Raw genomic sequence first — 26,401 nt, 5'->3', positions numbered from 1 at the left:
GGGGCGGGTCGGGATCCGACGAAAGACGCGCCGCTTTCGCCTCCCGCAGCGACTCGACTTCGGCTGCGTCGCACCGGACAAGTGCCGACGATACTCTCGACACGAAGGGGACATACGGGATGACGCCGATCCGGAACGCCAGCCGTCTCGCGACCGCTCTCTTGGGCGCCACGCTGCTGGCCGGCCCCGCCGCCGCGCAAGGCCAAGGGGAAGGATCTGGAAAGGTCCGGGTCGGGCTGATGTTCACCCTGTCGGGACCTTCGGCGGTGCTCGGCGAGCAGGGCCGCGACGGGTTTCTCCTCGCCCTCGACACCCTCGGCAAGAAGCTCGGCGGCCTCGACGCCGAGGTGGTGACGGTCGACGACGAGCTGAAGCCGGACGTGGCCACCAACAAGGCGCGGGAACTGGTCAAGCGCGACCGGGTCGAGTTCGTGGTCGGGCCGACCTTCTCGAACGTGCTGCGCGCCGTGGTGCGCCCGGTGACCGAGGGCGGCGCCTTCCTGATCTCGCCCAATGCCGGCACGTCGAACTATGCCGGGGCCGAGTGCAACCCGAACCTGTTCGTCTCCTCCTACCAGAACGATCAGGTCCACGAGGTCCTCGGCAAGTACGCGCAGAACAAGGGCTACAAGCGCCTCGTCCTGCTGGCGCCGAACTACCAGGCCGGCAAGGACTCGCTCGCCGGCTTCAAGCGTTCCTACAAGGGCGAGGTGGTGAACGAGATGTTCACGCCGCTCGGCCAGCTCGACTTCTCGGCCGAGCTGGCGCAGATCTCGGCGGCGCAGCCCGACGCGGTCTTCGCCTTCATGCCCGGCGGCATGGGCGTCAACCTGGTGCGCCAGTACCGCCAGGCGGGCCTGAGCACGATCCCGTTCCTCTCCGCCTTCACGGTCGACGAGAGCACCCTGCCGGCCCAGAAGGACGCGGCGGTCGGGTATTACGGCGGCGCCAACTGGGCGCCGGACCTCGACAACCCGCAATCCAAGGCCTTCGTGGCGGCCTACGAGAAGAAGTACGGCAGCGTGCCGGGCACCTACGCCATGCAGGCCTACGACGCCGCCCTGATGATCGACGCCGCGATCAAGCGCGCCAAGGGCGACCTCAAGGACAAGGACGCGATCCGCGCCGGGCTGAAGGCCGCCGAGTTCCAATCCCTGCGCGGCAGCTTCAAGATCGGCAACAACCACTATCCGATCCAGGACTTCTACCTGGTCAAGGCCGCCAAGCGGTCGGACGGGAAGTACGAGACCCAGATCGCGGAAAAAATCTTTTCGAATTATCAGGACAACTATGCGGCCGAGTGCAAGATGAAGTGATCGACGCACAGAGGGTGCTGGGCTGATGCTCAACCTGTTCCTGATCCAGGCGCTGAACGGCGTCCAGCTCGGCATCCTGCTGTTCCTGGTGGCGGCGGGGCTGACCCTGATCTTCGGGGTGATGGACCTCATCAACCTCGCCCACGGCGCGCTCTACATGATCGGCGCCTATCTCGCGGCGACGCTCACCGCCGCCACCGGCAGCTTCGGCCTCGGGCTGCTGCTGGCGCTGCCGGCGACGCTGGCCTTCGGCCTCGCCCTCGAGGTCCTGGTGGTGCGCCACCTCTACGGGCGCGACCACCTCGACCAGGTGCTCGCGACCTTCGGGCTGATCCTGATCCTCAACGAGGGCGTGCGCATCGTCTGGGGCGCCGCGCCAATGAGCGTGCCGGTGCCGGACGCCCTGTCGGGCTCGGTGCATCTCGTCGGCACCCTGCATTACCCGCTCTACCGGGTGGCGATCATCGCCGCCGGCCTCGCCACGGCGCTCGGGCTGCACCTTCTCGTCAACCACACCCGTCTCGGCATGCGGCTGCGCGCCGGGGCGAGCAACGGGCCGATGGTGGCGGCGCTCGGCGTCGACATCCGCCGGCTGTTCCTGGTGGTGTTCGGGCTCGGCGCCATGCTGGCGGGATTCGCCGGCGCGATGGTGGCGCCGATCCTGTCGGTCGATCCCGGCATGGGCGATTCGGTGCTGATCCTGACCTTCGTGGTCATCGTCATCGGCGGCGTCGGCTCGGTGCGGGGCGCCTTCGTGGCGGGGCTCCTCGTCGGCCTCGCCGACCAGCTCGGGCGCACCTTCGGGCCGATCCTGCTGCGCAGCGTGATGGACGCGTCGGCCGCCTCGCAGACCGGGCGGACGCTGGCCCCGATGCTGATCTACATCCTGATGGCCGCCGTGCTGTTCTTCCGGCCCTCCGGGCTGTTCCCGGCGCGGGGGTCGCGATGAGCACCCTGGTCGCCCGCATCAGTGCCGAGCCGCCCCGGCGCCGGGCCGCGCTCTCCGGCACGGCGCTCGCCGGGCTGGTCCTCGCCGCGCTCGCCGCCCTGCCGCTCGCGGCGGAGGCGGCAGGCCTGCCGTTCCTGGTCGTCACCGCGACCCGGATGATGATCTTCGGGCTCGCGGCCCTCTCCCTCGACCTCGTGCTCGGCTACGGCGCGATGGTGTCGTTCGGCCACGCCGCCTTCATCGGCCTCGGGGCCTACGCGGTCGGCATCCTCGACGCCCACGGCATCCGCGACCTCGCGGTGCAGGCGCCGGCGGCAGCCGTGACCTGCGCCCTCTTCGCGCTGGTCACCGGGGCGATCTCGTTGCGCACCCGCGGCGTCTACTTCATCATGATCACGCTGGCCTTCGGGCAGATGGCGTATTTCTTCATGGTGTCGCTCGCGGCTTATGGCGGCGACGACGGGTTGCCGCTGTCGGGCCGCTCGACCCTGTTCGGAATGCGGCTGATCGAGGGCGACCCGGCGCTGTTCTACCTGGTGCTGGCGGTGCTGGCGGTCGCGCTCCTGGCTCTCCGCCGTGTCGTCGCCTCGCGCTTCGGCCGGGTGCTGCGCGGCAGCCGCGACAACGCCGTGCGGATGCAGGCGATCGGCTTCTCCCCCCTGCCCTACCGGCTCACCGCCTACGTCATCGCCGGCGCCATCGCCGGGCTCGCCGGCGTGCTGCTGGCGAACCAGGCCGAGTTCGTCTCGCCGGCCTATATGAGCTGGCAGCGCTCGGGCGAGCTGATCGTCATGGTGGTGCTCGGCGGCATGGGCACGCTGGTCGGACCGGTCGTCGGGGCGGCGGCGCTCATCGCGCTCGAAGAGGTGCTGGCGCATTATTCAGACCATTGGCGCCTCGGCCTCGGGGTGATGCTGGTCGCGGTCGTGCTGCTCTCCCGCGGCGGCCTCGCGGGACTGGCGGCGAAGATCGGGAGGCGCGCGTGACGACCCCGCTCCTGTCCGTTCGCAATTTGCGCAAGTCCTACGGGGCGCTCAAGGTCACCGACGACGTCAGCCTCGACGTGGCGTCGGGCGAGCTGCACGCGATCATCGGCCCGAACGGCGCCGGCAAGACCACGCTGATCCACCAGCTTTCGGGGAGTCTGCCGAGCGATTCCGGTACGGTGCATCTCGCGGGCGAGGACGTCACCCCTCTGTCGATGGTGGCGCGGGTCCGCCGGGGACTCGCCCGCTCGTTCCAGATCACCTCGATCCTCGACGGGTTCTCGGTGCTGGAGAACGTCGCGCTCGCGGTCCAGGCCCGCTCCGACTCGAGCTTCCGCTTCTTCCGCCCCTCTGCCGGCGAGACGGCGCTCAATGCCGAGGCGATGACGGCGCTCGACCGCGTCGGCCTCGCCGACCGGGCCGGGCGGCGGGCCGGCAGCCTGTCGCACGGCGAGAAGCGCCAGCTCGAACTGGCGGTGGCGCTCGCGACGAATGCCCGCCTGCTGCTTCTCGACGAGCCTTTGGCCGGCACCGGCCCGGAGGAATCGGCGATCCTGGTCGGGCTGATGCGCGCATTGAAGGCCACCCACACCATCGTGCTGATCGAGCACGACATGGACGCGGTGTTCGCGCTCGCCGACCGGATGAGCGTGCTGGTCTACGGCCGCGTCATCGCGAGCGGCGCGCCGGACACGGTCCGCTCCGATCCGGCGGTGCGCGCCGCCTATCTCGGCGAGGAGGAGGCGGCCTGATGCTCACCGTCGAGGGTCTGGAGAGCGCCTACGGCGATTCCCGCATCCTGTTCGGGATCGACCTCTCCGTCGCCAAGGGCGAGGTGGTGACGCTGCTCGGCCGCAACGGCATGGGCAAGACCACAACCGTGAAGTCGATCTTCGGCCTGCTCAAGCCCCGGGCCGGGCGGATCCTGATCGACGGCGAGGACATGGCCGGGCGTCCGTCCCACCTCGTCGCGCGCCGCGGCCTCGGGCTGGTGCCGGAGGGGCGCCAGGTCTTCCCGACCCTCTCGGTCGAGGAGAACCTGATCGCCACCCATCGCGGCGGGCGGGCTGCCAAATGGAGCCTCGATGCGGTCTACCGCCTGTTCCCGCGCCTGAAGGAGCGGCGGCGCAACGGCGGCGACCAGCTCTCGGGCGGCGAGCAGCAGATGCTGGCGATCGGACGCGCCTTGATGACCAACCCGCGCCTCGTCGTCCTCGACGAGGCGACGGAGGGGCTGGCGCCGCTGATCCGCGAGGAGATCTGGGCCTGCCTGCGGGCGATCAAGGGCGAGGGCGAGGCGATCCTGGTGATCGACAAGAACGTCGATGCCTTGGCCCGCTTCGCCGACCGCCACGTGGTGATCGAGAAGGGCCGCGTGGTCTGGACCGGCACCAGCGCTGCGCTGCGCGAGGCGCCGGAGGTGAAGGACCGTTTCCTTCATGTGTGAAACATCTGTCGCGAAGGAGTAATCGCATGACCCCCATGACCGCAGGCATCACCCGCGCCGGTGAGGGCATCGAGGGCGTCCGCTGGAACATCCTCGGGCAGATCTACGTCCCCAAGCAGCTCTCCGAGAGCTCGCTGTCCTGGCACGCCACCTTCCCGCCGGGCACCTTCGTGCCGCCGCACATCCACCCGATGCAGGACGAGTTCCTGTACATCCTGCAAGGGCGGCTCACCGCGGTGCTCGACGGGCAGGAGAGCGTGGCCGAGCCCGGCGACACGATCCGGCTGCCGCGGGGCCAGCCGCACGGGCTGTTCAACCGCTCGGATGCCGACGTGAAGTGCCTGTTCTGGGTCTCTCCGGCGCGCCGCCTCTACGACCTGTTCTGGGCCCTGCACAATCTCGGCCCGCAGGCCAACCCGGCCGACGTCGTGGCGATCTCGGCCAAGCACGAGGTCGACTTCCTGCCGCCCCCGGACGCGGAGTGAAGCGATGCGCGTCATCATCGTCGGCGCCGGGATCGGCGGGCTCGCCACCGCCCTGATGCTCCACCGGCGCGGCATCCGTGCCACGCTCTACGAGCAGGCAGCGGAGGTGCGCGAGGTCGGGGTCGGCATCAACACCCTGCCGCACGCGATCCGGGAACTGGCCGAGCTCGACCTGCTGCCGGCCCTCGACCGGGTGGCGATCCGGACGAAGGAGCTGGCCTATTTCAACCGCCAGGGCCAGGAGGTCTGGCGCGAGCCACGCGGGATCGATGCCGGCCATCCGGTGCCGCAATTCTCGATCCATCGCGGGCGCCTCCAGGCCGTGCTCCACGATGCGGTGCGGGAGCGGCTTGGTCCCGATGCGGTCAGGACCGGCCTGGCGCTGTCCGGCTTCCTCGAGGACGAGGGCGGGGTCACCGCCCACTTCACCGACTCGCTCCGGGGCGATGCCGGCCGCACGGTGCGGGGCGACGTGCTGATCGCCTGCGACGGCATCCACTCGGTGGTGCGCCGCCGCTTCTTCCCCGACGAGGGGCCACCGCGCTGGGACGGGGTGCTGATGTGGCGCGGCGCCACCGAATGGGCGCCGTGGAGCGACGGCCGCACCATGGCGATCGGCGGCGGCATGGGGGCGAAATGCGTCCTCTACCCGATTGCCGAGGCCGGGAACGGGCGCCAGCTGATGAACTGGGTGGTGTTCGTGAAGATGGCGGACGGCACGGTGTCGCCGCCGCCGAAGGAGAGCTGGTCGCGCCCCGCCCACCGCTCGCAGGTGCTGCCCTACGCCAGGCGCTTCGCCCTGCCGGATTTCGACCTCGCGGCCCTGGTCGAGGCGACGCCGCAGATCTTCGAATACCCGATGTGCGACCGCGATCCGCTGCCGCGCTGGACCCATGGCCGGGTGACGCTCTTGGGCGACGCCGCCCACCCGATGTACCCGGTCGGCTCGAACGGCGCCTCGCAGGCGATCCTCGACGCGCGGGCGCTCGGCGATGCGCTGGCGAGCGCCGAGCATCCGATGCAGGCGCTTCACACCTACGAGGCCGAGCGCCGGCCGAAGACCGCCGAGATCGTGCTCCTCAACCGCAAGGGCGGGCCGGAGCGGGTGATCGACGAGGTCGAGAAGCGGGCCCCGGCGGGATTCACCCGGATCGAGGACGTGCTGAGCCACGCCGAGCGCCAGGCGATCGTCGGGGGCTATGCCGGCAAGGCCGGGTTCGCGGTGGCCGGCAAGGTGAGCCCGCTCAGGGTGGCGGTGTAGTGCATGCCTGTCCTCTCGGTCGGGGGAGAATGCATGGTTCCGAAGACAGGGAGTAGCGGCAAAAACATCCTCCCCTTTCCCGGACGACTGAAACGAAGTGGAAGGAGATCCGGGACCCAGCAGAAAAAATGCCGCGAAGCGGCTCTCTATGTTGCAATGTTGCAGACAGGCAGACGCTTCGCGACTTTTTGTGCTGGATCCCGGATCTCCTTCCGCTGACGCTTCAGTCGTCCGGGAAAGGGGCGGTACTGGGGACTCACCGACCTCGCGGATTAGCCGCGCCCAATTCCTTTAAGGTTGAAATATCCATGACCGACCTCTCTCCCCGCCACGTCCTGGTCACCGGCGCCGCCCGCGGCATCGGGCGGGCGATCGCCGCGGGATTCGTGGCGGCGGGAGAGCGGGTGACGGTGCTCGGCCGGACGCCGGAGAGCGCCGCGCGGGCGAGGAGCGAACTCGGCGCCGCCCACGCCGTCGCCGCCGACGTGACCGATGCGGCGGCCCTGGAGCGCGCCCTGACGCAAGCCGCCGCGCAGGCCGGCCCGATCGCGGTGCTGGTCAACAATGCCGGCGGCGCCGAGACCGCGCCGCTCGCCCGCAGCGGCGTCGACACCCTGCGGCGGATGATGGCGCTCAACCTCGAACCGGTGCTGGTCGCCGCCCGCGCCGTGGTGCCGGGCATGAAGGCGCAGGGCGGGGGGCGGATCGTCTCGGTCGCCTCCACCGCCGGGCTGAAAGGCTACGCGTACGTGAGCGCCTACTGCGCCGCCAAGCACGCGGTGGTCGGGCTGACCCGGGCGCTGGCGCTGGAACTCGCCACCACCGGCATCACCGTCAACGCGGTCTGCCCCGGCTTCACCGACACCGACCTCGTCGGGAGCGCCATCGACGGGCTGACGGCGAAGACCGGCCGCGACCGCGACGACCTCCTGACCGAGTTCACCCGCCACAACCCGATGGGCCGGCTGATCCGCCCGGAGGAGGTCGCCGATGCGGTGCTGTGGCTCGCGGGCGCTCAAGCCGGCGCCGTCACCGGCCAGGCGGTCGCGGTCGCGGGAGGCGAGCTGTGAACGCACCTGCTGAATTTCCCACCCACCGCACCGAGCTGCGGCTGTGGCTGCGCCTGCTCACCACCGCCAACACCATCGAGGCGGAGATCCGCCGCCGCCTGCGCGACCGCTTCAACACCACCCTGCCCCGCTTCGACCTGATGGCGCAGCTCGAACGCGCGCCGGACGGCATCCAGCTCGGCGAGTTGTCGCGCCGGATGATGGTCTCGAACGGCAACGTCACCGGCCTCGTCGAGCGGCTGGCGCAGGAAGAACTGATCGACCGCCAGGTCTCGGAGACCGACCGCCGGGCGGTGCAGGTGCGCCTGACGGCTCAAGGCCGCGCGGTCTTCGCCGAGATGGCCCGGGCGCATGCCGACTGGATCGCCGAACTGGTCGGCGCCCTCGACACGGCCGAGCAGGAAGCCCTCTCGACCCAGCTCTCCGCCCTCAAGGCCTCGGTGCGGCCGGGCGGCCCGACCAAGCCAAAACCAAAACGCCAGGGAGGCACCATGAGGCGCCAGAACGCCATCGCGGCCCCGCTCGCGGGCTTCACGCCGCAGCATTTCGGCTTCGCGATCGAGGACGGCATCGCGACCGTGACCCTCGATCGGCCGGAGAAGAAGAACCCGCTGACCTTCGAGAGCTACGCGGAACTGCGCGACACCTTCCGGGCCCTGCGCTTCGAGGAGAGCGTGACGGCGGTCGTCATCACCGGGGCCGGCGGCAATTTCTCCAGCGGCGGCGACGTGTTCGAGATCATCGAGCCGCTGACCACCATGGGGGCGGCTGACCTCCACGCCTTCACGACGATGACCGGCGACCTCGTCAAGGAAATGCGGGCCTGCCCGCAGCCGGTGGTGGCGGCGGTCGAGGGCGTCTGCGCGGGAGCGGGCGCGATCATCGCCATGGCCTCCGACCTGCGGGTGGCGGGGGCCGGCGCCAAGGTGGCGTTCCTGTTCAACCGGGTGGGCCTCGCCGGCTGCGACATGGGCGCCTGCGCGATCCTGCCCCGGATCATCGGCCAGGGCCGGGCCTCCGAGCTTCTCTATACCGGCCGCTTCATGAGCGCCGAGGAGGGCGAGCGCTGGGGCTTCTTCAACCGCCTGGTCCCGGCGGGCGAGGCCCTGGGCGCGGCGCGCGAGACCGCCCGCGCGCTGGTGCGGGGCCCGGCCTACGCCAACGGCCTGACCAAGCGGATGCTGCACATGGAATGGGCGATGGGGGTCGATGCCGCCATCGACGCCGAGGCGATGGCCCAGGCGCTCTGCATGAAGACCCAGGATTTCCGCCGCGCCTTCGAGGCTTTCGCGGGCAAGACCAAGCCGGTCTTCGAGGGCAACTGACATGCCGGACCGCAGCTTCCTCGACTGGCCGTTCTTCGAGCCGCACCACCGCGATCTCGCGGCGGCAGCCGACGACTGGGCCGCCCGCACGGTCCCCGCCCTCGTCGACCATCACGACGTCGACAGCTCGTGCCGGCGCCTCGTCGCGGCCCTCGGCGAGGCGGGTTTCCTCGACTTCGCCGCCCCGGAGGACGGGCGCTTCGACGTGCGGGCGTTGTGCCTGCTGCGCGAGACCTTCGCGCGCCACGACGGGCTCGCCGATTTTGCCTTCGCCATGCAAGGCCTCGGCACCGGGGCGCTGACGCTCGCCGGCACGGATGCGCAGCGCGAGGCGGTGCTGCCGGGCGTGCGGGCCGGGCGCCGCATCGCCGCCTTCGCGCTGACCGAGCCGGAGGCCGGCTCCGACGTCGCCCAGATCGCGCTCGCGGCCACGCCGATGCCCGACGGCACGGTGCGGCTCGACGGCGAGAAGACCTGGATCTCGAATGGCGGCATCGCCGACACCTACGTCGTCTTCGCCCGCAGCGGCGAGGCGCCGGGCGCGCGCGGCCTCTCGGCCTATCTCGTGCCGGCGGACACGCCCGGCCTGGGAATCGTGGAACGGCTCGACACCATCGCGCCCCATCCGCTTGCGCGGCTGCGCTTCGAGGGGTGCCGCGTCCCGGCCGAGAACCGCATCGGCGAAGCCGGGGCCGGGTTCAAGGTCGCGATGGCGACGCTCGACGTGTTCCGCTCCACCGTCGGCGCCGCGGCGCTCGGCTTTGCCCGCCGCGCCCTCGACGCGTCCTTGCAGCGCGCACAAACCCGCACGCTCTTCGGCGCGCCGCTCGCCGCGATGCAGCTGACCCAGACCAGCCTCGCCGAGATGGCGACGGCGATCGATACCGCGGCGCTCCACGTCTACCGCGCCGCCTGGACCCGGGATTCCGGCGCGCCCCGCATCACCCGCGAGGCCGCGATGGCCAAGATGGTGGCGACGGAAGCCGCGCAGGAGGTGATCGACCGGGCGGTGCAGCTCCATGGCGGCGAGGGCGTCCGCTCCGGCTCGGTGCCGGAGACGCTCTACCGCGAGATCCGGGCGCTCCGGATCTACGAGGGCGCCACCGAGGTCCAGAAGCTCGTCATCGCCCGCCAGATTCTCGCCTGAGGGCGACAGTCGCGACCGAGGAGAGGAGTGTCCGATGGAGGCTGCCGTGCCCAACGCCCCGATGCCGGAGATCCCGGCCGTCGCGCATCCCGCCGGGACCGAGCCCCGCTCCGGGACGAGCCCGTGGGCGCGGCGGCCCGACACCTTCGTGCGGGACAACCTGCCCCCGCCGGACCGGATGCCGGACTTCGTCAACCTCGACCGGCTCGGATACCCCGAGCACCTGAACGCCACCGTCGAGCTGGTCGACCGCCACGTCGCCGAGGGGCGCGGCGACCGGGTGGCTTTGGTGGGCGACGCGGTCACCTGGACCTATGCCGAGCTGAAGCGGCAGATCGACCGGATGGCGAACGTCCTCGTCGACGACCTCGGCCTCGTTCCGGGCGGGCGGGTGCTGCTGCGCTCGGCCAACAACCCGACCAAGGTCGCGCTCTACCTCGCCATCATCAAGGCGGGCGGGATCGTGGTCGCGACGATGCCGCTGCTGCGGGCACGCGAACTGACCCAGATCCTCGACAAGGCCCGCATCCCGCTGGCCCTCTGCGATGCCGGCCTGATCGACGAGATGGCGAAGGCCGCGGAAGGGCGCGCCGATCCGGTGCGGGTCGTGACGTGGCGCGGCACCGCCGGAGGCGAACTCGGGGATCTCCTCAGCCAGGCCTCAGACCGGTTCGAGCCGCCCCCGACCCGGGCCGACGATCCGTGCCTCCTCGGCTTCACCTCCGGCACCACCGGCCTGCCGAAGGCGACGATCCATTACCAGCGCGACCTGCTGGTGATCTGCGACTGTTACGCCCGCGAGGTGCTGCGGGCGACCGAGGACGACGTGTTCATCGGCTCGCCGCCGCTCGCCTTCACCTTCGGCCTCGGCGGGCTGGTGCTGTTCCCGTTCCGGGTCGGCGCCCGGGCGGTGCTGCTCGAGAAGGCGGGCCCGGCCGACCTCGCCGCCGCCATCGCCCGCCATCGCGCCACGGTGCTGTTCACGGCCCCCACCGCCTACCGGGCGATGCTCGGGCTGATCGGCCAGCACGACCTGTCGTCCCTGCGAAAGTGCGTCTCGGCCGGCGAGACCCTGCCGGCACCGACCTGGCACGCCTGGTTGAAGGCGACGGGCCTGAAGCTCATGGACGGCATCGGTGCGACCGAGATGCTGCACATCTTCATCGCCTCGCCCGAGGACCAGATCCGGCCCGGCGCGACGGGGAGGCCGGTGCCGGGCTACGAGGCGCGGGTGATCGACGAGGCCGGCCGGCCCTGCCCGCCCGGGGTGCCGGGGCGGCTCGCGGTGCGCGGGCCGATCGGCTGCCGCTACCTCGCCGACGAGCGCCAGACGGTTTACGTGCAGGACGGCTGGAACGTCACCGGTGACACCTACGTCCAAGATGAGGACGGCTATTTCTGGTTCCAGGCCCGCAACGACGACATGATCGTCTCGGCCGGCTACAACATCGCCGGGCCGGAGGTGGAGGCGAGCCTGCTCGCCCATCCGGCGGTGGCGGAGGTCGGCGTCGTCGCGGCGCCCTGCCCCGAGCGCGGCCGCATCGTGGCGGCCTACGTGGTGCTGAACCCCGGCGTCACCGGCGATGAGGCATTGACGAAGGCCTTGCAGGACCACGTCAAGGCCGATCTCGCGCCCTACAAGTACCCGCGGGCGGTGCATTACGTGCCGGCCCTGCCCAAGACCGAATCCGGCAAGCTGCAACGCTTCGCCCTGCGCCGGCAGGCCGAGGCGCAAGCCGCCACCGTCCAGGGAGAGACCGCATGACCGCCAGCCCGATCCCGCTCCGTCCCGAGAGCCCAGCCCTGTCGACGCTCCAGCCCGCGGGCTGGAAGAAGCCGAAGGGCTACGCCAACGGCATGGCCGGCCGTGGCACGGTGGTGATGACCGGCGGCCTGATCGGCTGGGACGCGAACGAGGTGCTGGCCGAGGGCTTCCTGCCCCAGGTCGAGCAAACCCTGCACAACATCCTGGCGGTGCTGGCCGAGGCCGGCGCCGGGCCGGAACACGTCGCCCGGCTGACCTGGTACGTGCGCAGCGTCGACACCTACCGCGCCGCGCTGCCCGAGCTCGGGCCGGTCTACCGCCGGGTGATGGGCCGCCACTTCCCCGCCATGGCGCTGGTCGGCGTCGCCGACCTCGTCGAGCCCGGGGCGCTCGTCGAGATCGAGGCGACCGCGATCGTGCCGGACGCCGCCTGATGCAGGCCCCGACGATGCAGGCCCCGACCTGGATGACCGGAGGCGCGCTCGGGGACCTCGACCGCGCCTACGACAATGTCGGGGCGATCCCCGATGCGAAGCGCTACCCGGCGCGCTGGAGCGAGGCCGCCGCCTCGTTCCGCGATGATCTCTCTCGCCAGGGCCGTGCCCGCCTCGGCCTGCCCTACGGCGCCGGCCCGCGCCACGCCTACGACCTGTTCCTGCCGGAGGGCACGCCCGCCGGCCTCGCGGTGTTCGTCCATGGCGGCTACTGGAAGGCGTTCGACCGCTCGGTCTGGTCGCACCTCGCCGCTGGCCCGCTCGCCCACGGCTTCGCCGTCGCGCTGCCGAGCTACACGCTCTGCCCCGAGGCGCGGATCGCCGGCATCACCGCCGAGATCGCCGCCTTCCTCGACCGGGCCAGCGCCGAGGTGGCGGGGCCGATCCACCTGTCGGGTCATTCCGCCGGCGGCCATCTCGTGAGCCGGATGCTGTGCACTGACATCGACCTCGCCTGTGCCGGGCGGATCGGGCGGGTGGTGTCGATCAGCGGCGTCCACGACCTGCGCCCGCTCCTCGGCACGCCGATGAACGAGACCTTGCGCCTCGACGCCGGGGAGGCCCGGGCCGAGAGCCCCGCCCTGCACGCGCCCCGCCCCGGCGCCCGGCTGGTCGCGGTGGCGGGCGGGGATGAACTGCCGGAATTCCGGCGCCAGAACCTGCTGCTGCCGACGATCTGGCATGGGCTCGGGGCGGAAACGGCAGCGTTCGAGATCGCGGGACTGCATCATTTCAGCGTCATCGAGGGATTGAGCGACCCGGAGGGTGGGCTGACGCGGGCGCTGGTGGGCGGCTGACGCCGTATTCGATCGATCACCCCCAATCGATGCGAGGCGCGGGATCCCCTCTCCAGGCGATGCCGGGCTTGCCCGGTATCGCTGCAAGGAGTGGGAGCGGGGTAGGGGCGATCGAAGATCGCGCGAGGGTGCTACGGTTCCACAGGAAACTTCGACCGTCCTGCGACCAGCACGGAACTCTCAGTTTTGGACTGAAGCGTGTCACCCTCACCCCCTCTCCCACATGGGAGAGGGGCGATGTGCTTTACTTGCCGTAGGGCAGACCATACGAAATCCCCCTCCTCAAGAGCTTTGCTCGCCCCCCTTCGGAATGGCACAAGCGCGAACGAGGGAGCCGGCGGCCCGCCCGCACGAGGAATGACCAGATGACGGTGTCGAGCGACGACGAGTTGGAGAGCCTGCGGCGGATCGGCCGCATCGTCGCCGACGCGCTGGAGATCATGGGCAAGGCGATCGAGCCCGGCATGACCACGGCGGAGCTCGACCGGATCGGACGGGACCACCTGGAGCGGGAGGGCGCCCGCTCGGCGCCCGAGACGGTCTACGGCTTTCCCGGCGCGACCTGCATCAGCGTCAACGAGGAGATCGCCCACGGCATCCCGGGGAACCGCCGGATCGCGGCGGGCGACCTCGTCAACATCGACGTCTCGGCCGAGAAGGACGGCTGGTTCTCGGATACCGGCGCCTCCTTCGCGGTGCCGCCGGTGACCCGGGCGGTCGAGCGGCTGTGCCGGGACGGGCGCCGGGCGATGTGGACCGGCCTGCGCCAGGTCGGGGCCGGCAAGCCGCTTGCCGGCATCGGCCGGGCGGTCGGGGCCTTCGCGCACAAGAACGGCTACACCCTGGTGCGCAACCTCGCGAGCCACGGCGTCGGCGCCTCGCTGCACGAGGAGCCGACCGAGATCGCGACCTGGCCCGACGCCTCCGAGCGCCGGATCATGGCCGAGGGGCTGGTCTTCACCGTCGAGCCGTTCCTGTCGCTCGGTGCCGATTTCGCCGAGAACGCCGACGACGATCCATGGACCCTCTACAGCCGGCCCCGGGCGCTGACGGTGCAGTACGAGCACACGGTGGTGGCGACCCGCAACGGGCCGCTCGTCCTCACCATGCCGAGCCAGTAGGGCCTCGGCTCAGCGAAGCCAGTAGCGCTCGGGATCGAGGGGCGGCGGCACCGGCTCGCCGAGCGCGTCCTGCACCACCCCGTCGACCACGCGCAGCAGCGCGTCGAGGGGCAAATCGTTGGCGGCCGAGCCGAACGGCTCCTCGAGTTCGTCGCCGAGCGCGTCGAGGCCGAAGAACGTGTAGGCGACGAGCGCCGTCGCCACCGGCGTGCCCCAGCCGAGCGATTCCGAGAGCCCGAAGGGCAGCAGCAGGCAATAGAGCCAGGTGGTGCGGTAGAGGAGCAGCGTGTAGGCGAAGGGGAGCGGCGTGCCCTGGATCCGCTCGCAAGCCGCCTGCACCCCCGAGAGCCCGGCGAGCTTCTGCTCGATCAGCCCGAACGACACGTCGCTCAAGCGGCCCTCCCGCACGGCACCGCCGAGATCGACCGCGAGGCCGGTGAGCGCCGCGTCGGCGGGGCTGGCGCAGGCCGGGAGGCGCCCGCGCTCGGCCTCCGGCAGGAAGGCGGCGGCCGCGACAGCCGCGTCCGTGCCGCGCAGGCGGGCATGGAGCGCGTGGGTGAAGCCCGCGAGCCGGTTCAGGCAGCGTTTGCGCCGAGTCTCGTCCTCCTCCGGCAACAGTGCCGCGAGCAGGCGGGCGAGGCCGCGCGCCTCGACGATCAGGGCGCCCCAGACCTTCCGGGCCTCCCACCAGCGGTCGTAGCAGGCGTTGTTGCGGAAGCTGAGGAAGATCGACAGGGCGAGGCCGATCAGGGTGAACGGCCCGATGCCGGCATGGAGCGGGAGCGTGCGGCCCCAGCCCTGCTCCGTCGCCACCACCAGGCAGGCGACCGCCGTGATCCCGATCACCTGCGGGGCGATCTGCGGCAGGATCGAGCCGCGCAACGCGAACAGGATCGCGAGGGCGCCGGGACGGGGACGGACGATCATGGATTGCGCACGTGAGGCCGGGGACGGGGCGCGGTGATCCGCCCCCGGGCGGCCGGGGTCAAGCCGGAGCCGGACAGGACCCGGGTGCCGGTTCGGCATGGGCCGGGGGTCGAGGTCCGGCGGTCCCCGACGCCCTCCAGCCTCTCCGAGGGACCTTGAGCCGTCCGCGCCGTCCCGGGGCCGCGCAGCGGAACCCGGGATCCGTGACCACCCAGGATGCGGGATGACGCGGACCGCCGACCGCTCAGGTCTCGGCCGTCAGCGGTCATGGATCCCGGGCTCTCGCCTGCGGCGAGCCCCGGGACGACAACGAGGATGGCGGAAGCGGGGATCGATCGACGGGCGTCGGCGCGTCGACCGGCCGCTCACCCGCCCGTCTTCGCGCTCGCCGTCAGGTCGATATCCACCCCGACCTTCAGGGCGACCATCGAATCGTTCGACCAAGGCCCCTGGCCGACGCCGTAATCGGTGCGCACGAGGTCGAGATGGCCGACCGCGTGGGCGGTGCCGCCCGAGAGGTTGAGCGTGAACGGCAGGGTCACGTCCTTGCGCATCCCGCGGATCGTCAGGGTGCCGATTGCGTCGTAGGCGTCGCCCCCCTTCGACACGAAGCGGGTCGCCTCGAAGCGGGCCTGCTTGTCCTTGCTGGCGTTGAACCAGTCGGCCTGCGGCAGGGCCTCGTCGCGCTGCTTGTCGCCGGTCTCGGCACTGGTCAGATCGATCAGCACCACGGCCTTGCCGGCCTCCGGCTTCGCCGGATCGAAGCTGATCTGCGCGTCGTAGCGGGTGAAGCGGCCCTTGAACGGGGCGCCGACCTGGGTGCCGGAGAAGCCGATGCGGCTCTTGGCCGGATCCACCGTCCAGTCGGCGGCATGAGCGGCCCCGGACCCGATGGCGAGCAGGCCGAGGGCGAGGGCGAGGCGGAGTGCGTTCATCGCGAGGGGACCTCGGGTTTCGCGCCGGGGCGCGGCACCAGGGGCAGCATCCGCCACAGGGTGTCGTCGCGCAGCGCGAGGTGGTGGCGCAGGGCCGCGCCGACATGCAGGAGGAGCAGGGCGATCAGCAGCCAGGCGCCGTAGCTGTGGACGAGCTTCAGCACGCCCTCGACCGCCGCCTTGTTCGGCAATTCGGGCAGGACCGGCAGGTGCGGCCACGGGATCACCCCGTAGAGCACCGTCGGGATGTTGTAGGGCGAGGCGGACACCATCGCCCAGCCGACGAGCGGCATGGCGAGAAGCAGGCCGTAGAGCGCGAGATGCGCCGCCGCCGCCGCCCGTTTCTCGGCCTTCGGCATGGCGTCCGGCAGCGGCGGGGGGGCGTGGAACAGCCGCCAGGCGACACGCAGGACCATCAGCACCAGCACCGTGAGGCCGATGGACTTGTGCCATTGATAGAACGCGAAGCGGTCCATCGGCGGCAGGGAGCCCCGCGTCATCGCGAGGCCCAGGGCCAGAAGGGCCAGGATTCCGAGGGCGATCAGCCAGTGCAGCACGATCGCGACGAGGGTGTAGCGACGGGGCGTCGCGACCGTGCGCATGAGGATCGACCCTTCGGCTCTCGGCCTACTGGTCCTTGCGCTCGAAGGCGCCGTGCAGGGTCAGCTGGACCTCGTCGCTGACCGCCGGCACGAAGGTCTTCACGCCGAAATCCGAGCGCTTGAGCGTGCCCTTGGCCTCGAAGCCGACGGTCTGCTTCTTGTTCATCGGGTTGGCGCCGGCGCCGACCAGCGTCACCTCGAGGGTCACGGGCTTGGTCACGCCGTGCAGGGTCAGGTCGCCGACGACCTTGGCCTTGTCCTTGCCCTCGGGGGTGACCTTCGTCGAGGTGAAGGTCATCTCGGGGAACTGGGTGGCGTCGAGCCACTTGTCGCTCTTCAGCGAGTCGACGAGGTGCTGGCTCGGGGCGTAGAGCGACTTCACCGGAATGGTGATCTTCAGGCGGCTGTCGGCGGGCTTGGTCGGCTGCAGGTCCAGGGTGCCGGCGACGTCCGAGAAGATGCCGGTATAGGGCGAGAAGCCGAAATGGTTGACCGTGAACATCGCCTGGGTGTGGCCGGGATCGACCACGTAGGTGCCGGCCGGGATCTGGGCGGGGTCGCGGGTCGCGGCGCCTTGGGCGCTCGCCGGGGCGGCGAAGGCGAGACCGGCGGCGAGGCCGAGGGCGAGGACGGACAGCTTCACGAGAACACTCCGTAACGTCGGGGCCGGGCGGGCCTGGAGGACAAGTCTCCCGCACCGCACCCGGCTTGCGGAGATCGGATTAAGCCGGTTCCGTCGTGAGCGTAAGACAGCTAAACCGGGACACATGGTTGCTGGTTCGGAAACCTTTCGGGGTGCGCTCTCGGATGTGAGGGCCTTTTGTGCTGTCGTCGATCACGGAACCGTGACCCAGGCAGCGGAAATTCTCGGGGAAACCAAGGGGAGCATCAGCCGCCGCGTCTCGCGGCTGGAGCAGGAGCTCGGCGTGACCCTGCTCGCCCGCACGCCGCGGGCGGTCTCGCCGACGGTCGAGGGGCTGGCCTTCCACGCCAAGGCGCAGGAGAGCCTCGCCCTCCTCGACGGGGCGCTGGAGACGGCGCGGGACGCCCGCACCCTGCCCCGCGGCCACCTGCGGGTCACCACCTCGATCGATTTCGGCATCGAGGTGATGCCCGACCTCGTCGCGACCTTCCGGGCCCGCCACCCCCAGGTCACGATCGACCTCCTCATCACCGACACGCGGCTCGACCTCGCCGCCAACCGCATCGACCTGGCGCTGCGCCTCGGCAGCGGTGAGGGCCAGGATGGCGGCTATCGCGCGCCGGTCCTGGCGAATCTCGTGATCGGCCTCTACGCCGCGCCGGCCTATCTCGCCGCGCGCGGCGCCCCGGCATCGCTCGAGGCCCTCGGCGACCACGACCTGATCCTGTCGCGCGAACGCCTCGGATTCGCGCCGGTGCGGCTCTCCGACGGAGAGGGCCGCGAGGGCCAGATCACCGCCCGCCCGGCGCTCCGCGCCACCGACTACGCCACGGTGCTGCGCCTGACCCGGGCCGGCGCCGGCATCGGCCACATCCCGAGCCTGGTGGCGGCGCGGGCGCTCAAGGAGGGCGCCCTGGTGCCGGTGCTGCCGGACTGGGCGAGCCGCGGCGGCGTGCTGCGCGCCGTCAGCCTCGCCGGCCGCGAGCTGCCGGCCCGGGTGCGGCTGTTCCGCGATCACGTCCGCCTCGGGCTCGCGGCGATGCGGGAGGAGGCAGGCCGGGACGCAGGCTCGGGCTGACGGCACCGCGTCCCGCGGAGGCGGCCCGCGATCCCATCGAGATACCGAGCCGGTGGCGCGCCCTTGCGGCCGGTCCGCGCCCTGCGGGCCCGCGGTGGCCGACGCCCCGGCCGCCCTCGCGATCGGTCCCGCGCCGTCGAACGCGCCCGTTCGACGGCGCGGGGTTTGCTCACTCCGCCGCGGCCGCCTTGGTGGCCGTGCGCTCCAGGTCGCGGCTGACCTTCAGGGTCATCGCCACGATGCCGCCCGCCAGCGTGGTGGCGCCGAGGACCAGCAGGCCGGCGGTGAAGGTGCCGGTTGCGTCCTTGAGGTAGCCCATGACGTAGGGGCCGGCAAAGCCCGACAGGTTGCCGATCGAGTTGATCGCCGCGATCCCGGCCGCGGCCGAGGTGCCGGTCAGGAAGGCGCTCGGGATCGGCCACAGCAGCGGCGGGGTCGCCGAGACGCCGATCTGGCTCAGGCAGAGCAGGCCGAGGATCAGCACCGGGCTCGACACCAGGCCCGCGCCGGCGACGCCGACCGCCGCGATGACCATCGCGAAGCAGACGTGCTCCCGGCGCTTCAGGGTGCGGTCGGAGCTGCGGCCGAGCAGCACCATCCCGATCGCCCCGAACACGAACGGCAGCGCCGCGAGCAGGCCGGTCTGGAAGTTGCTGACGCCGAAGCCCTTGACGATGGTCGGCAGGAAGAACGCGACGCCGTAGCTCGCGGCGTTGAGGCAGAAATACACGAACGAGCAGGCCAGCACCCGCGGGTCGGACAGAGCCTTGCCGATGCTCAGGTGCTCGACCGCGACCTTCTGCTTGCGCTCGGCCTCGAGGCGCGCCTCAAGCCACGACTTCTCGTCGTCGCGCAGCCACTTCGCCTGGACCGGCCGGTCGGTGAGATAGAACACGACCACGAAGGCCATCACGATCGACGGCAGCGCCTCGAGGATGAACAGCCACTGCCAGCCGTCGAGGCCGCCGCCGGTGATGTTCAGGAGGGCGCCCGAGACCGGCGCGCCGACGATCGAGGAGAACGGGATCGCCAGCATGAACAACGCCACGACCCGGGCCCGGTAGACCGACGGGAACCAGAGCGTGAGATAGAAGATGATGCCCGGGAAGAAGCCGGCCTCGGCGATGCCGAGCAGGAAGCGCAGGATGAAGAACACATACTCGTTCGAGATCCCGGTCGCCCGCGAGATCGGCTGGATGAAGGCGAACAGGCCGGAGATGAGGCCCCAGCTGAACATGATGCGGGCGATCCAGAGCCGCGCGCCGAACTTGTCGAGGGCGAGGTTCGACGGCACCTCGAGCAGGAAGTAGGCGATGAAGAACAGCCCGGCCCCGAACCCGTAGGCCGCTTCCGACAGCCCGAGCGCCGCGTTCATCTGCAGCTTGGCGAAGCCGACATTGACCCGGTCGAGGTAGGCCACGAAGTAGCACACGACGAGGAACGGCATCAGCCGCCACATGACCTTGCGGATCGTCCTGGTTTCGATCTCGTCCACGATTGTTTCCTGCCCTTGGGTTATTGCTGTGCGAAGCCGCGGCTCCGGATGCTGTCTAGAGCATCAGCCGATTGCGATGCAATCGCGCGAGGACCTGAACCTCGGGGTCGTGCCGCGCCGTCCGCGAGAAAGGGGTTTGCGACCCGCCCCAGGGCGCGCCACGGCGCCCGGCACAAGGCGGGGAGCACGGGGAGCGGACCTTTGCGCCGCGCAGGCAGGGTACGCGTCGCCCGGGCCGAGAACCGCCGGCCCCCTCGCGTGTTGCCCCGCCATGACCGAGTCCCAGACCCCGTCCGACGCGACGATCCAGGCCCGCCGGCGCGAGATCGTCGCCGAGCACCTGCTCTTCACCACCCTCCGCTTCCTCACCGCGCGGCATCCGGAGCTGACCGACATCCTCGACGACAGCGTCGCGCATCTCGGCGACCCGGGCGGCGGTCCGAACCGTGACGACGAGGCCGTGCGCGAGATCGCCCGCCGCTTCATCGCCAGCCTCCGGGCCGAAACGCGGTCGTGACCGCCCCGGCCGGCTTCCTGGGGACACTGGCACGGTTCGGCGCCAGCACCCCCATGGTCCTGTCCACGACGACGCCGTCGGCCTCTCGGCCGGCGCCGTTCTCGCCCGGACCTTGGCGCAGACGCCCCGGGGGCCGGCGCGGGTGCGGGTGATCGGGCGCGGCGAGAGCGCCTGGCCCGACGCGGGTCGGGCCTTGGTGAATCAGGCGCCCGATGGCGTGCGCACGGTGCCCCCTCCGCTTACGACCGCTTCCTTTCCCTGTTGCGCTCCGCCCTGAGCCGGGCCACAGAAGCTTCGCGGTTAGCACCCGTAGCTCAGCTAGATAGAGCGTTGCCCTCCGAAGGTGGAGGACGAGTAGAGCCGGTGCTAGATCGACTTCATGATCCTTGAAGGACTTAGCATTTCGTAAGCTCTGCTTGAGCTTTTGGAAGCGCGCCCGCGGCACAAATGGGCCGCATCGGGCCGCGAAGACCGATCCCGGCACTCAGAGCTCGAGCTCGCAGCCGTTCGAGCCATCGACGGAGCCCAACCGAGCCGATTTCGCGCTTGAGCGCACTCGGCAGCACGGAACACGAAGTCCGAGAAAATCCGACCCTCATCGTGAGGGGTGCCTTATGTGCTCATGACGCTCCTGGCCCAGCCCTTGGCGGGTGCGACCCTTGGCGGCCCGGCCCCTGCGAGGGGCGCATAGAAGCTCCGGCACGGTCATGATCCCAATCAGCTTGACCGCTCGAAGGGCCGTTCGGGGTAGAACGCCGTCTTTCGCGTCATGCCATAAAGGCCAATGCCGCCTTGATCGACCACTGTGGAAATCCCGCTCGACGTGCCGCTGCTGCTGACAGCACGGTGGTAGCAGCGCTCCCCTACCGGTGGGTCCTCGACATTCCGAAGCGAGGATGCAGGATTCATGATCAACGCCCTCTCTCACGTGAACTGGCTCGCCGTCCTGGTCGCGAGTGCCGCCCATTTCATCCTGGGCGGCATCTGGTTCGCCGCGCTCGTGAGCGACCACTACGCCGCCGCGCTCGGCATCGCCGATCAGCCGCGGCAGAAGCCCGGACCGTTGTTCCTTGCCGGTCCGTTTGTGTGCGGTGCGATTACCATCACGACTACCGCGACCCTCCTGCGCGCGCTCGGCATCACGACCTACAGCGACGCGCTCGCCCTGGGCGCGCTCGTTGGTGTCGGCTATCTCGTGCCGATGACCGTCACCATCGCGATCAATCCGCTCTTCCCGCGGCCCTTCGCCTACGCGCTCCTCAACGCGCCGTTCTTCGTCGCTGGCAGCCTGATGTCGTGCGCGATCCTGGTGGCACTGTCATAGAGCCTTCCGCTATCGGAGCCGGGCCATGCGCCGCGCCGACCGCCTCTTCGAGATCATCCAGGTGCTGCGCCGCGCCTCCGGCCCGTTGACCGCCGACCGGATCGCCGCTGAACTGGAGACGAGCAAGCGCACGGTCTACCGCGACATCGATGCGCTCGTTGCCCAGCGGGTGCCGATCAGGGGTGAGGCTGGCGTCGGCTACGTTCTCGATCGGGGCTTCGATCTGCCGCCGCTGATGCTCACCGTGGACGAGGTGGAAGCGGTCGCGCTCGGTGCGCAGTGGGTGCTCGCGAACGCCGATACGGCGCTGGCGCGCGCCGCGCACAGCGTGCTCGCCAAGATCGCCGCGATCGTGCCCGAGGAGCTGCGCCCGGTGATCGACGATCCCGTGGTTGGAACCCCGCCTGCGCGCGATCGTGATGACGGCCAGATCGATGTCGCACGCCTCAGGAAGTGGTGCCGCGAGGGGCGGAAGCTTGCCATCGGCTACGTCGACGAGACCGGCTCCGCCAGCGAACGGATCGTGAGACCCTTCATGATCGGCTACGTCGCAACCGCTCGCGTCGTCGTGGCCTGGTGCGAGTTGCGGCAGGATTTCCGGATCTTCCGCACCGACCGCCTGACGGCGATCGAGTTCCTCGACCAGCATTACCCTGAGCGTTCCGTTGCCCTGCGCCGCCGCTGGCTGGCGACGATGAGCGAGAGGCACGCCGTCGTTCAACCCGCTGGCTAATGGCTAGGTCGAGAAGGCGAGAGCACCCGTCGATCGAAGGTCGGCAACGGGTGGTAGCGGCAGGTCGATCTCGCTGTGAGACGGGTGGTTGCCGAACTCAATGATCGACTGTAACTTCGCCCTGTCGCGAAAAACGACAGCCCCCTCTGGGCTCGTCGAATACACGTCACCCACGCACCTCGCGTGGCTCGACCAGCGTCTCCGAAGCAACAGCCCGACATCGTCGGGCAACCGTAGTGATCAGCGCTCAGACGGGCTGATTGCATCCGGTCGCAGGAGCGCAAACATGCGACAATCGATTACGATCCTCGGCGCGGGCCTCGGCGGCCTCGTGCTGGCCCGCATCCTCCATCTCCACGGAATCACGGCTTCGATCTACGAGGCCGAGCCATCGGTCGATGCGAGAGCGCAGGGCGGCCTGCTCGACATCCACGAGCATACCGGACAGATCGCCTTGAGGGCTGCGGGGCTCCACGACGACTTCCTCCGCCTCGTGCGCCCTGGGGAAGATGCTAAGCGCGTCGTGGATCAGGGCGGCGGCATCCTGTTCGACCAGCCCGGCAACCACGCGGGCCACCGGCCCGAAGTCGATCGCGGCGACCTGCGGCGAATGCTCATCGCCGCGCTCCCCGCGGACACCATCCGTTGGGGCCACAGGGCCATCACGGTCACCGGGTGCGGGGATGGGCGGCACGCGGTCGCTTTCACGAACGGCGTGACGATCACAGCCGATCTGCTCGTAGGCGCAGACGGAGCGTGGTCGAAAGTCCGCCCCATGCTCTCGCGGGCGACGCCTGCCTATACGGGTATCTCGCTCGTCGAGACGACCATCCGCGACGGCGACGCGCGCCTCGAGGATAGCGCGGATGCGATCGGGGAAGGCACGCTGATGGCCGTGGCACCGGGCCAGGGCATCCTGACTCACAGGCACGCGGACGGACGGCTGCAAACATACACGGCACTGGCGAGGCCGGAGCCCTGGTTCGACGCCATCGACTTCCGTGACGCGAAGGCCGCCCTGACCCGCGTCGCGGCGGAATTCGCGGGATGGGCATCGCACCTCACCGCTCTCATCACGACGAGCGACGCAGATCCCGTCCTTCGCCCCATCCACGCGCTGCCGGTCGGTCACCGCTGGGATCGTAGACCCGGCCTGACCTTGCTGGGCGACGCCGCGCACCTGATGTCCCCGTTTGCAGGTGAGGGGGCGAACCTCGCCCTCTATGATGGGGCGGAACTCGCCAGGGCGATCGTCGCGGCGCCCGACGACATCGGCACGGCACTCGCCGCATACGAACGCGAGTTGTTCCCCCGCAGCGCCGAGATCGCCGATGCGTCTGCGCAAAATCTCGTGCAATTCTTCGGCGCTGACGCACCCTACAGCGTGGTCTCGATGCTCGCACCCAAAGCTTCTACGAGCGTCGGCAATGGGTGAAAAGCAGACGCATCGCATAGGGTGTTAAGACCAATTGACAGCCTGAGCACCCGGCAAAAAGAAATTCCACGATCGACCCCTTGCAGCAGCGACAACCAGGATCACCCCATGAAGCTTCCCTCTCTACCTTATACACCTGTTCATTGGGACGCCTTACCCGCAACCGAGCATCAAGGAGAAACTGGAACGGCCCTGTGGCGGACGCTCAACAACGGTGACGTGAGAATGCGCGTGGTCGAACTCTCACCGGGTTATCTGGCCGATCATTGGTGCGATCGTGGGCACATCGTCTACGTGCTTGAGGGGGAGGTGACGAGTGAACTGAAAGACGGCCGCAGCTTCATCATGAAACCGGGCATGGGCTACACGGTGTCGGACTTTGGCGACGCGGCGCATCGATCGTGGACGAAGGATGGTGCCCGGCTCTTCATCGTGGACTAGGGATTGGAGTCCGAGAAGGGCCGACGGCTGCCGCTGGTCCTCGATGGGCTGTTTGGCGGCCACGGCATCCTGAACCCGTGGCTTTCCGTCCCGTATCGGTCTCAGGCTACCGGCCGATTGAGCAGCACCCAGAGGCGCGCGATCCTGCCATCCACGACCTCGGCCACGTCCGCTCCAGTGACTGCGACGGGTCCGCCGTCCGGACCCGCCTTCCACTGCAGCGAACCCAGTCCGTGATGCCCTACGGCGGTGCCGACGGGTGTGAACCGGAAGGTCGGTCCGAACTGCTCCAGCAGGTTGCCGGCGACCATGGAGATGGCGGACCGCCCCTCAACAACGTTGGTTGGTTCGAACATGACCGGCTCGGCCACGTAGAGCTCGTCCAGGGCAGCGGCCCGCTTTCTGGCGTCTCGCTCGTTGAAGATGCGTTCGAGGTTGGCCCGCAGTAAGCGGTCGTAGTCGGGTTCCGGCGCTTGTCGCGCGGCATGCGTGAGTTCGGACACGGCTCATCTCCTTCGGCGCAGGTGGCTCGCATCGGGACCGAGAAAGGGTCGGTCCAGCGTCCTTCGTCAAGCCAGGTAGCCGCCGTCGGCGGTCAAGGCGGCCCCGGTGATGAAGCCAGCTTCTGGACCGCTCAGAAAAGCCGCAAGCGCCGCGATTTCGGTGTCCTGCCCCATGCGCCCGAGCGCGATCAGCGGGATGAGCATGGTCTCCATGCCGGCCGACATCTCGCTCGCGACCGGACCGGGCTGAATGGTGTTGACGGTGATGCCGCGGGGACCGAGGTCGCGAGCCAAGCCGCGGGTCAGGGAAGCCACAGCCGCCTTGGTCATGCTGTAGACGGTCGTGCCCGGAAAGCCGCTGCGCTCGGCCCCGACGCTGCCGACTGAGATGATCCGGCCGCCCTCCCGCATGTGGCGCGCGGCCTCCCGGGCGGCGACGAACACGGCCCGAATGTTGACCGCGACCTGACGGTCGAAGTCGGCCAGTTCGATATCTTCGATCGCGCCGGGAACGAGGATGCCGGCATTGTTGACGAGGATGTCGAGCCGGCCGAACCGCTCGACGGTGGCCTGCACGGCCTCGCGGACGGCGACCGGGTCGGCGCTGTCCGCCTTCAGGGCGGCAACCGAGGCTCCCGAAGACGCGAGGTCCGCGGCGAGGGCCTCGGCGCGATCCGTCGAGGCTGAGTAGGTGAAGGCGACGGTGGCGCCTTCCCGGCTCAGGCGGCGCACGATGGCGGCCCCTATGCCTCGAGACCCACCCGTGACCAGGGCGACTTTACCGGTGAGAGACGGCGACATGGGGAATTCCTCGTAGGCTCGTATCGCAAGACGGGCTTCGCCGGGCGCAGGCGATCAGACGAGGCGGGCGCCGCCATCGACGTGCAGGGTCTCGCCGTTCATGAAGCCATTGCTCATCAGGAAGACGACCGCCGCTCCCGCTTCGTCGGCTGTGCCGAGGCGTCGCTGGGGCAGCTTCTCGGTCAGCGCGGCGACGTAGGCGTCCCGGTGGGCGCCCAGCGTGCGGGCGAGAAGCGGCGTGTCGGTCGTGCCGGGCGACAGGGTGTTGACCCGCACCGGCGCCATCTCCAGGGCGAGACCGCGGGCGAAGGCCTCCATCGCGGCCGAAGCGGCGGCGAGCACCGCAGTGCCCTGGGCGCTGGGGCGATCAGCCAGGGCACCCGAAATGAAGGTGATCGATCCGTCCTTCGCCATGCGGTCGCCGAGAGCGCGCAGGGTGTGGACGGCGGCCCAGATGCGCTCGTCGAAGGCCCGTTTCAGGTAGTCGACCTCCGCCTCCAGGACCTTGCCGGCCACGAAGGTGCCGGCGAGCAGCACGAGGTGGTCGACGTGGGGAATGTCGGTCAGCGCCGCCGCGATGGTCTCGGGCCGGGTCACGTCCGCGGCGCGCCAGCCAGTGAAGCCGTTCTCCGCCGCGACCCGCTCGGCGCCCTCGGCGTTGAAGCCGACCACGATGACCTGAGCGCCCGCTGCCTTGGCTTGCCGGGCGGCAGCGAGGCCGATGCCTGAGGTGCCGCCGAAGATGACGACGGTGCGGTCCTGGAGGTTGCTGCTCATGACGATGATCCTTCCCGGCCGCACTAC

Annotated in this window: 28 protein-coding genes and 1 pseudogene; 21 read left to right on the top strand and 8 right to left on the bottom strand. The window is 70.2% G+C overall.

The features are described from left to right. Window positions 1-119 precede the first annotated feature (119 nt). The 15 genes and pseudogenes from FF100_RS09675 (at window position 120) to map (ending at window position 14,163) form a co-directional block, all read left to right on the top strand. Window positions 120-1,316 carry an ABC transporter substrate-binding protein gene (locus tag FF100_RS09675; RefSeq protein ID WP_139035491.1) on the top strand — a complete coding sequence of 399 codons (1,197 nt, stop codon included), beginning with the start codon at window positions 120-122 and terminating at the stop codon, window positions 1,314-1,316. Between the two features lie 25 nt (window positions 1,317-1,341). Then, window positions 1,342-2,265 (top strand): branched-chain amino acid ABC transporter permease, encoded by a 924-nt coding sequence (locus FF100_RS09670; RefSeq protein WP_139035490.1) that lies wholly within the window; start codon window positions 1,342-1,344, stop codon window positions 2,263-2,265. Then, window positions 2,262-3,251, top strand: coding sequence for a branched-chain amino acid ABC transporter permease (locus tag FF100_RS09665; RefSeq protein WP_139035488.1), 990 nt, complete (start codon window positions 2,262-2,264; stop codon window positions 3,249-3,251). The genes FF100_RS09670 and FF100_RS09665 overlap by 4 nt, the downstream gene beginning before the upstream one ends. Further along, on the top strand, window positions 3,248-4,003 hold the full coding sequence (locus tag FF100_RS09660; protein WP_139035486.1) for an ABC transporter ATP-binding protein: 756 nt from the start codon (window positions 3,248-3,250) through the stop codon (window positions 4,001-4,003). Before FF100_RS09665 ends, FF100_RS09660 begins: the two co-directional genes overlap by 4 nt. After that, window positions 4,003-4,698, top strand: a complete 696-nt coding sequence (locus FF100_RS09655; RefSeq protein WP_139035484.1) for an ABC transporter ATP-binding protein — start codon at window positions 4,003-4,005, stop codon at window positions 4,696-4,698. The genes FF100_RS09660 and FF100_RS09655 overlap by 1 nt, the downstream gene beginning before the upstream one ends. Window positions 4,699-4,724: 26 nt before the next feature. After that, window positions 4,725-5,183 (top strand): cupin domain-containing protein, encoded by a 459-nt coding sequence (locus tag FF100_RS09650; protein ID WP_139035482.1) that lies wholly within the window; start codon window positions 4,725-4,727, stop codon window positions 5,181-5,183. A gap of 4 nt (window positions 5,184-5,187) precedes the next feature. Then, window positions 5,188-6,444 carry a flavin-dependent oxidoreductase gene (locus FF100_RS09645; RefSeq protein WP_139035480.1) on the top strand — a complete coding sequence of 419 codons (1,257 nt, stop codon included), beginning with the start codon at window positions 5,188-5,190 and terminating at the stop codon, window positions 6,442-6,444. Window positions 6,445-6,752: 308 nt separating this feature from the next. After that, on the top strand, window positions 6,753-7,514 hold the full coding sequence (locus tag FF100_RS09640) for an SDR family NAD(P)-dependent oxidoreductase (protein ID WP_139035478.1): 762 nt from the start codon (window positions 6,753-6,755) through the stop codon (window positions 7,512-7,514). After that, a pseudogene (locus FF100_RS36985) lies at window positions 7,445-7,798 on the top strand (MarR family transcriptional regulator); the annotation flags it as partial. The gene FF100_RS09640 and the pseudogene FF100_RS36985, both read left to right, overlap by 70 nt. 207 nt (window positions 7,799-8,005) lie before the next feature. Beyond that, entirely contained in the window at window positions 8,006-8,839 is an 834-nt protein-coding gene (locus FF100_RS36980) for an enoyl-CoA hydratase family protein (RefSeq protein WP_171070118.1), read from the top strand. A 1-nt stretch (window position 8,840) separates the two neighbouring features. Beyond that, entirely contained in the window at window positions 8,841-9,986 is a 1,146-nt protein-coding gene (locus FF100_RS09630; protein WP_139035475.1) for an acyl-CoA dehydrogenase family protein, read from the top strand. 178 nt (window positions 9,987-10,164) lie between these two features. Further along, window positions 10,165-11,751 carry an AMP-binding protein gene (locus FF100_RS09625; protein ID WP_246102011.1) on the top strand — a complete coding sequence of 529 codons (1,587 nt, stop codon included), beginning with the start codon at window positions 10,165-10,167 and terminating at the stop codon, window positions 11,749-11,751. After that, window positions 11,748-12,185: a RidA family protein gene (locus FF100_RS09620; RefSeq protein ID WP_139035472.1), complete on the top strand. Its 438-nt coding sequence runs from the start codon at window positions 11,748-11,750 to the stop codon at window positions 12,183-12,185. Before FF100_RS09625 ends, FF100_RS09620 begins: the two co-directional genes overlap by 4 nt. After that, on the top strand, window positions 12,185-13,042 hold the full coding sequence (locus FF100_RS09615; protein WP_246101991.1) for an alpha/beta hydrolase: 858 nt from the start codon (window positions 12,185-12,187) through the stop codon (window positions 13,040-13,042). Before FF100_RS09620 ends, FF100_RS09615 begins: the two co-directional genes overlap by 1 nt. 365 nt (window positions 13,043-13,407) lie before the next feature. Then, window positions 13,408-14,163, top strand: coding sequence for a type I methionyl aminopeptidase (gene map, locus FF100_RS09610; RefSeq protein ID WP_139035470.1), 756 nt, complete (start codon window positions 13,408-13,410; stop codon window positions 14,161-14,163). 9 nt (window positions 14,164-14,172) lie between these two features. Here map and FF100_RS09605 read toward each other — a convergent pair whose 3' ends face one another. The 4 genes from FF100_RS09605 to FF100_RS09590 all read right to left on the bottom strand — a co-directional run bounded on the left by FF100_RS09605 (window position 14,173) and on the right by FF100_RS09590 (window position 17,270). After that, entirely contained in the window at window positions 14,173-15,090 is a 918-nt protein-coding gene (locus FF100_RS09605; RefSeq protein WP_139035468.1) for a bestrophin family protein, read from the bottom strand. Window positions 15,091-15,455: 365 nt separating this feature from the next. Then, window positions 15,456-16,025, bottom strand: coding sequence for a YceI family protein (locus FF100_RS09600; RefSeq protein WP_139035466.1), 570 nt, complete (start codon window positions 16,023-16,025; stop codon window positions 15,456-15,458). Further along, window positions 16,022-16,627 carry a cytochrome b gene (locus FF100_RS09595; protein ID WP_139035464.1) on the bottom strand — a complete coding sequence of 202 codons (606 nt, stop codon included), beginning with the start codon at window positions 16,625-16,627 and terminating at the stop codon, window positions 16,022-16,024. The genes FF100_RS09600 and FF100_RS09595 overlap by 4 nt, the downstream gene beginning before the upstream one ends. A gap of 25 nt (window positions 16,628-16,652) precedes the next feature. Further along, window positions 16,653-17,270, bottom strand: coding sequence for a YceI family protein (locus FF100_RS09590; RefSeq protein WP_246101990.1), 618 nt, complete (start codon window positions 17,268-17,270; stop codon window positions 16,653-16,655). 124 nt (window positions 17,271-17,394) lie between these two features. Between FF100_RS09590 and FF100_RS09585 the strand changes: the two genes are divergently transcribed. Then, window positions 17,395-18,348 (top strand): LysR family transcriptional regulator, encoded by a 954-nt coding sequence (locus FF100_RS09585; protein WP_139035461.1) that lies wholly within the window; start codon window positions 17,395-17,397, stop codon window positions 18,346-18,348. A 169-nt stretch (window positions 18,349-18,517) separates the two neighbouring features. Here FF100_RS09585 and FF100_RS09580 read toward each other — a convergent pair whose 3' ends face one another. After that, window positions 18,518-19,843, bottom strand: a complete 1,326-nt coding sequence (locus FF100_RS09580) for an MFS transporter (RefSeq protein ID WP_139035459.1) — start codon at window positions 19,841-19,843, stop codon at window positions 18,518-18,520. 271 nt (window positions 19,844-20,114) lie between these two features. On the opposite strand from FF100_RS09580, the gene FF100_RS09575 reads away from it, so the two are divergent. The 5 genes from FF100_RS09575 (at window position 20,115) to FF100_RS09555 (ending at window position 24,293) form a co-directional block, all read left to right on the top strand. Next, window positions 20,115-20,360, top strand: a complete 246-nt coding sequence (locus FF100_RS09575; RefSeq protein WP_171070106.1) for a hypothetical protein — start codon at window positions 20,115-20,117, stop codon at window positions 20,358-20,360. A gap of 907 nt (window positions 20,361-21,267) precedes the next feature. After that, complete coding sequence (locus FF100_RS09570) at window positions 21,268-21,684, top strand: DUF1761 domain-containing protein (RefSeq protein ID WP_139035458.1); 417 nt, start codon at window positions 21,268-21,270, stop codon at window positions 21,682-21,684. A gap of 25 nt (window positions 21,685-21,709) precedes the next feature. Continuing rightward, window positions 21,710-22,417, top strand: coding sequence for a helix-turn-helix transcriptional regulator (locus tag FF100_RS09565; protein ID WP_139035456.1), 708 nt, complete (start codon window positions 21,710-21,712; stop codon window positions 22,415-22,417). Between the two features lie 286 nt (window positions 22,418-22,703). Then, window positions 22,704-23,852, top strand: a complete 1,149-nt coding sequence (locus FF100_RS09560) for an FAD-dependent oxidoreductase (RefSeq protein ID WP_139035454.1) — start codon at window positions 22,704-22,706, stop codon at window positions 23,850-23,852. Between the two features lie 108 nt (window positions 23,853-23,960). Further along, entirely contained in the window at window positions 23,961-24,293 is a 333-nt protein-coding gene (locus tag FF100_RS09555) for a DHCW motif cupin fold protein (protein WP_139035452.1), read from the top strand. A gap of 101 nt (window positions 24,294-24,394) precedes the next feature. Here FF100_RS09555 and FF100_RS09550 read toward each other — a convergent pair whose 3' ends face one another. From FF100_RS09550 to FF100_RS09540, 3 genes are all read right to left on the bottom strand, one after another. After that, window positions 24,395-24,796 (bottom strand): nuclear transport factor 2 family protein, encoded by a 402-nt coding sequence (locus tag FF100_RS09550; RefSeq protein ID WP_139035451.1) that lies wholly within the window; start codon window positions 24,794-24,796, stop codon window positions 24,395-24,397. Between the two features lie 66 nt (window positions 24,797-24,862). After that, entirely contained in the window at window positions 24,863-25,597 is a 735-nt protein-coding gene (locus tag FF100_RS09545) for a 3-oxoacyl-ACP reductase family protein (RefSeq protein WP_139035449.1), read from the bottom strand. 54 nt (window positions 25,598-25,651) lie between these two features. Then, window positions 25,652-26,374, bottom strand: coding sequence for an SDR family oxidoreductase (locus FF100_RS09540; RefSeq protein ID WP_139035447.1), 723 nt, complete (start codon window positions 26,372-26,374; stop codon window positions 25,652-25,654). Window positions 26,375-26,401 lie beyond the last annotated feature (27 nt).

Origin of the sequence: Methylobacterium terricola (genome assembly GCF_006151805.1) — a bacterium.
In the GTDB taxonomy this organism is placed as follows: domain Bacteria; phylum Pseudomonadota; class Alphaproteobacteria; order Rhizobiales; family Beijerinckiaceae; genus Methylobacterium; species Methylobacterium terricola.
The sequence above is the reverse complement of the archived record's forward strand: the minus strand, read 5'-3'. Positions and strand labels throughout refer to the sequence as shown.

Excerpts from the sequence above, each read along its gene's own strand:
- FF100_RS09675 (WP_139035491.1), top strand. The coding sequence starts at position 120 with ATGACGCCGATCCGGAACGCCAGCCGTCTCGCGACCGCTCTCTTGGGC.
- FF100_RS09670 (WP_139035490.1), top strand. The coding sequence starts at position 1,342 with ATGCTCAACCTGTTCCTGATCCAGGCGCTGAACGGCGTCCAGCTCGGC.
- FF100_RS09665 (WP_139035488.1), top strand. The coding sequence starts at position 2,262 with ATGAGCACCCTGGTCGCCCGCATCAGTGCCGAGCCGCCCCGGCGCCGG.
- FF100_RS09655 (WP_139035484.1), top strand. The coding sequence starts at position 4,003 with ATGCTCACCGTCGAGGGTCTGGAGAGCGCCTACGGCGATTCCCGCATC.
- FF100_RS09650 (WP_139035482.1), top strand. The coding sequence starts at position 4,725 with ATGACCCCCATGACCGCAGGCATCACCCGCGCCGGTGAGGGCATCGAG.
- FF100_RS09645 (WP_139035480.1), top strand. The coding sequence starts at position 5,188 with ATGCGCGTCATCATCGTCGGCGCCGGGATCGGCGGGCTCGCCACCGCC.
- FF100_RS09640 (WP_139035478.1), top strand. The coding sequence starts at position 6,753 with ATGACCGACCTCTCTCCCCGCCACGTCCTGGTCACCGGCGCCGCCCGC.
- FF100_RS36980 (WP_171070118.1), top strand. The coding sequence starts at position 8,006 with ATGAGGCGCCAGAACGCCATCGCGGCCCCGCTCGCGGGCTTCACGCCG.
- FF100_RS09630 (WP_139035475.1), top strand. The coding sequence starts at position 8,841 with ATGCCGGACCGCAGCTTCCTCGACTGGCCGTTCTTCGAGCCGCACCAC.
- FF100_RS09625 (WP_246102011.1), top strand. The coding sequence starts at position 10,165 with ATGCCGGACTTCGTCAACCTCGACCGGCTCGGATACCCCGAGCACCTG.
- FF100_RS09620 (WP_139035472.1), top strand. The coding sequence starts at position 11,748 with ATGACCGCCAGCCCGATCCCGCTCCGTCCCGAGAGCCCAGCCCTGTCG.
- FF100_RS09615 (WP_246101991.1), top strand. The coding sequence starts at position 12,185 with ATGCAGGCCCCGACGATGCAGGCCCCGACCTGGATGACCGGAGGCGCG.
- map (WP_139035470.1), top strand. The coding sequence starts at position 13,408 with ATGACGGTGTCGAGCGACGACGAGTTGGAGAGCCTGCGGCGGATCGGC.
- FF100_RS09605 (WP_139035468.1), bottom strand. The coding sequence starts at position 15,090 with ATGATCGTCCGTCCCCGTCCCGGCGCCCTCGCGATCCTGTTCGCGTTG.
- FF100_RS09600 (WP_139035466.1), bottom strand. The coding sequence starts at position 16,025 with ATGAACGCACTCCGCCTCGCCCTCGCCCTCGGCCTGCTCGCCATCGGG.
- FF100_RS09595 (WP_139035464.1), bottom strand. The coding sequence starts at position 16,627 with ATGCGCACGGTCGCGACGCCCCGTCGCTACACCCTCGTCGCGATCGTG.
- FF100_RS09585 (WP_139035461.1), top strand. The coding sequence starts at position 17,395 with ATGGTTGCTGGTTCGGAAACCTTTCGGGGTGCGCTCTCGGATGTGAGG.
- FF100_RS09575 (WP_171070106.1), top strand. The coding sequence starts at position 20,115 with ATGACCGAGTCCCAGACCCCGTCCGACGCGACGATCCAGGCCCGCCGG.
- FF100_RS09570 (WP_139035458.1), top strand. The coding sequence starts at position 21,268 with ATGATCAACGCCCTCTCTCACGTGAACTGGCTCGCCGTCCTGGTCGCG.
- FF100_RS09565 (WP_139035456.1), top strand. The coding sequence starts at position 21,710 with ATGCGCCGCGCCGACCGCCTCTTCGAGATCATCCAGGTGCTGCGCCGC.
- FF100_RS09560 (WP_139035454.1), top strand. The coding sequence starts at position 22,704 with ATGCGACAATCGATTACGATCCTCGGCGCGGGCCTCGGCGGCCTCGTG.
- FF100_RS09555 (WP_139035452.1), top strand. The coding sequence starts at position 23,961 with ATGAAGCTTCCCTCTCTACCTTATACACCTGTTCATTGGGACGCCTTA.
- FF100_RS09545 (WP_139035449.1), bottom strand. The coding sequence starts at position 25,597 with ATGTCGCCGTCTCTCACCGGTAAAGTCGCCCTGGTCACGGGTGGGTCT.
- FF100_RS09540 (WP_139035447.1), bottom strand. The coding sequence starts at position 26,374 with ATGAGCAGCAACCTCCAGGACCGCACCGTCGTCATCTTCGGCGGCACC.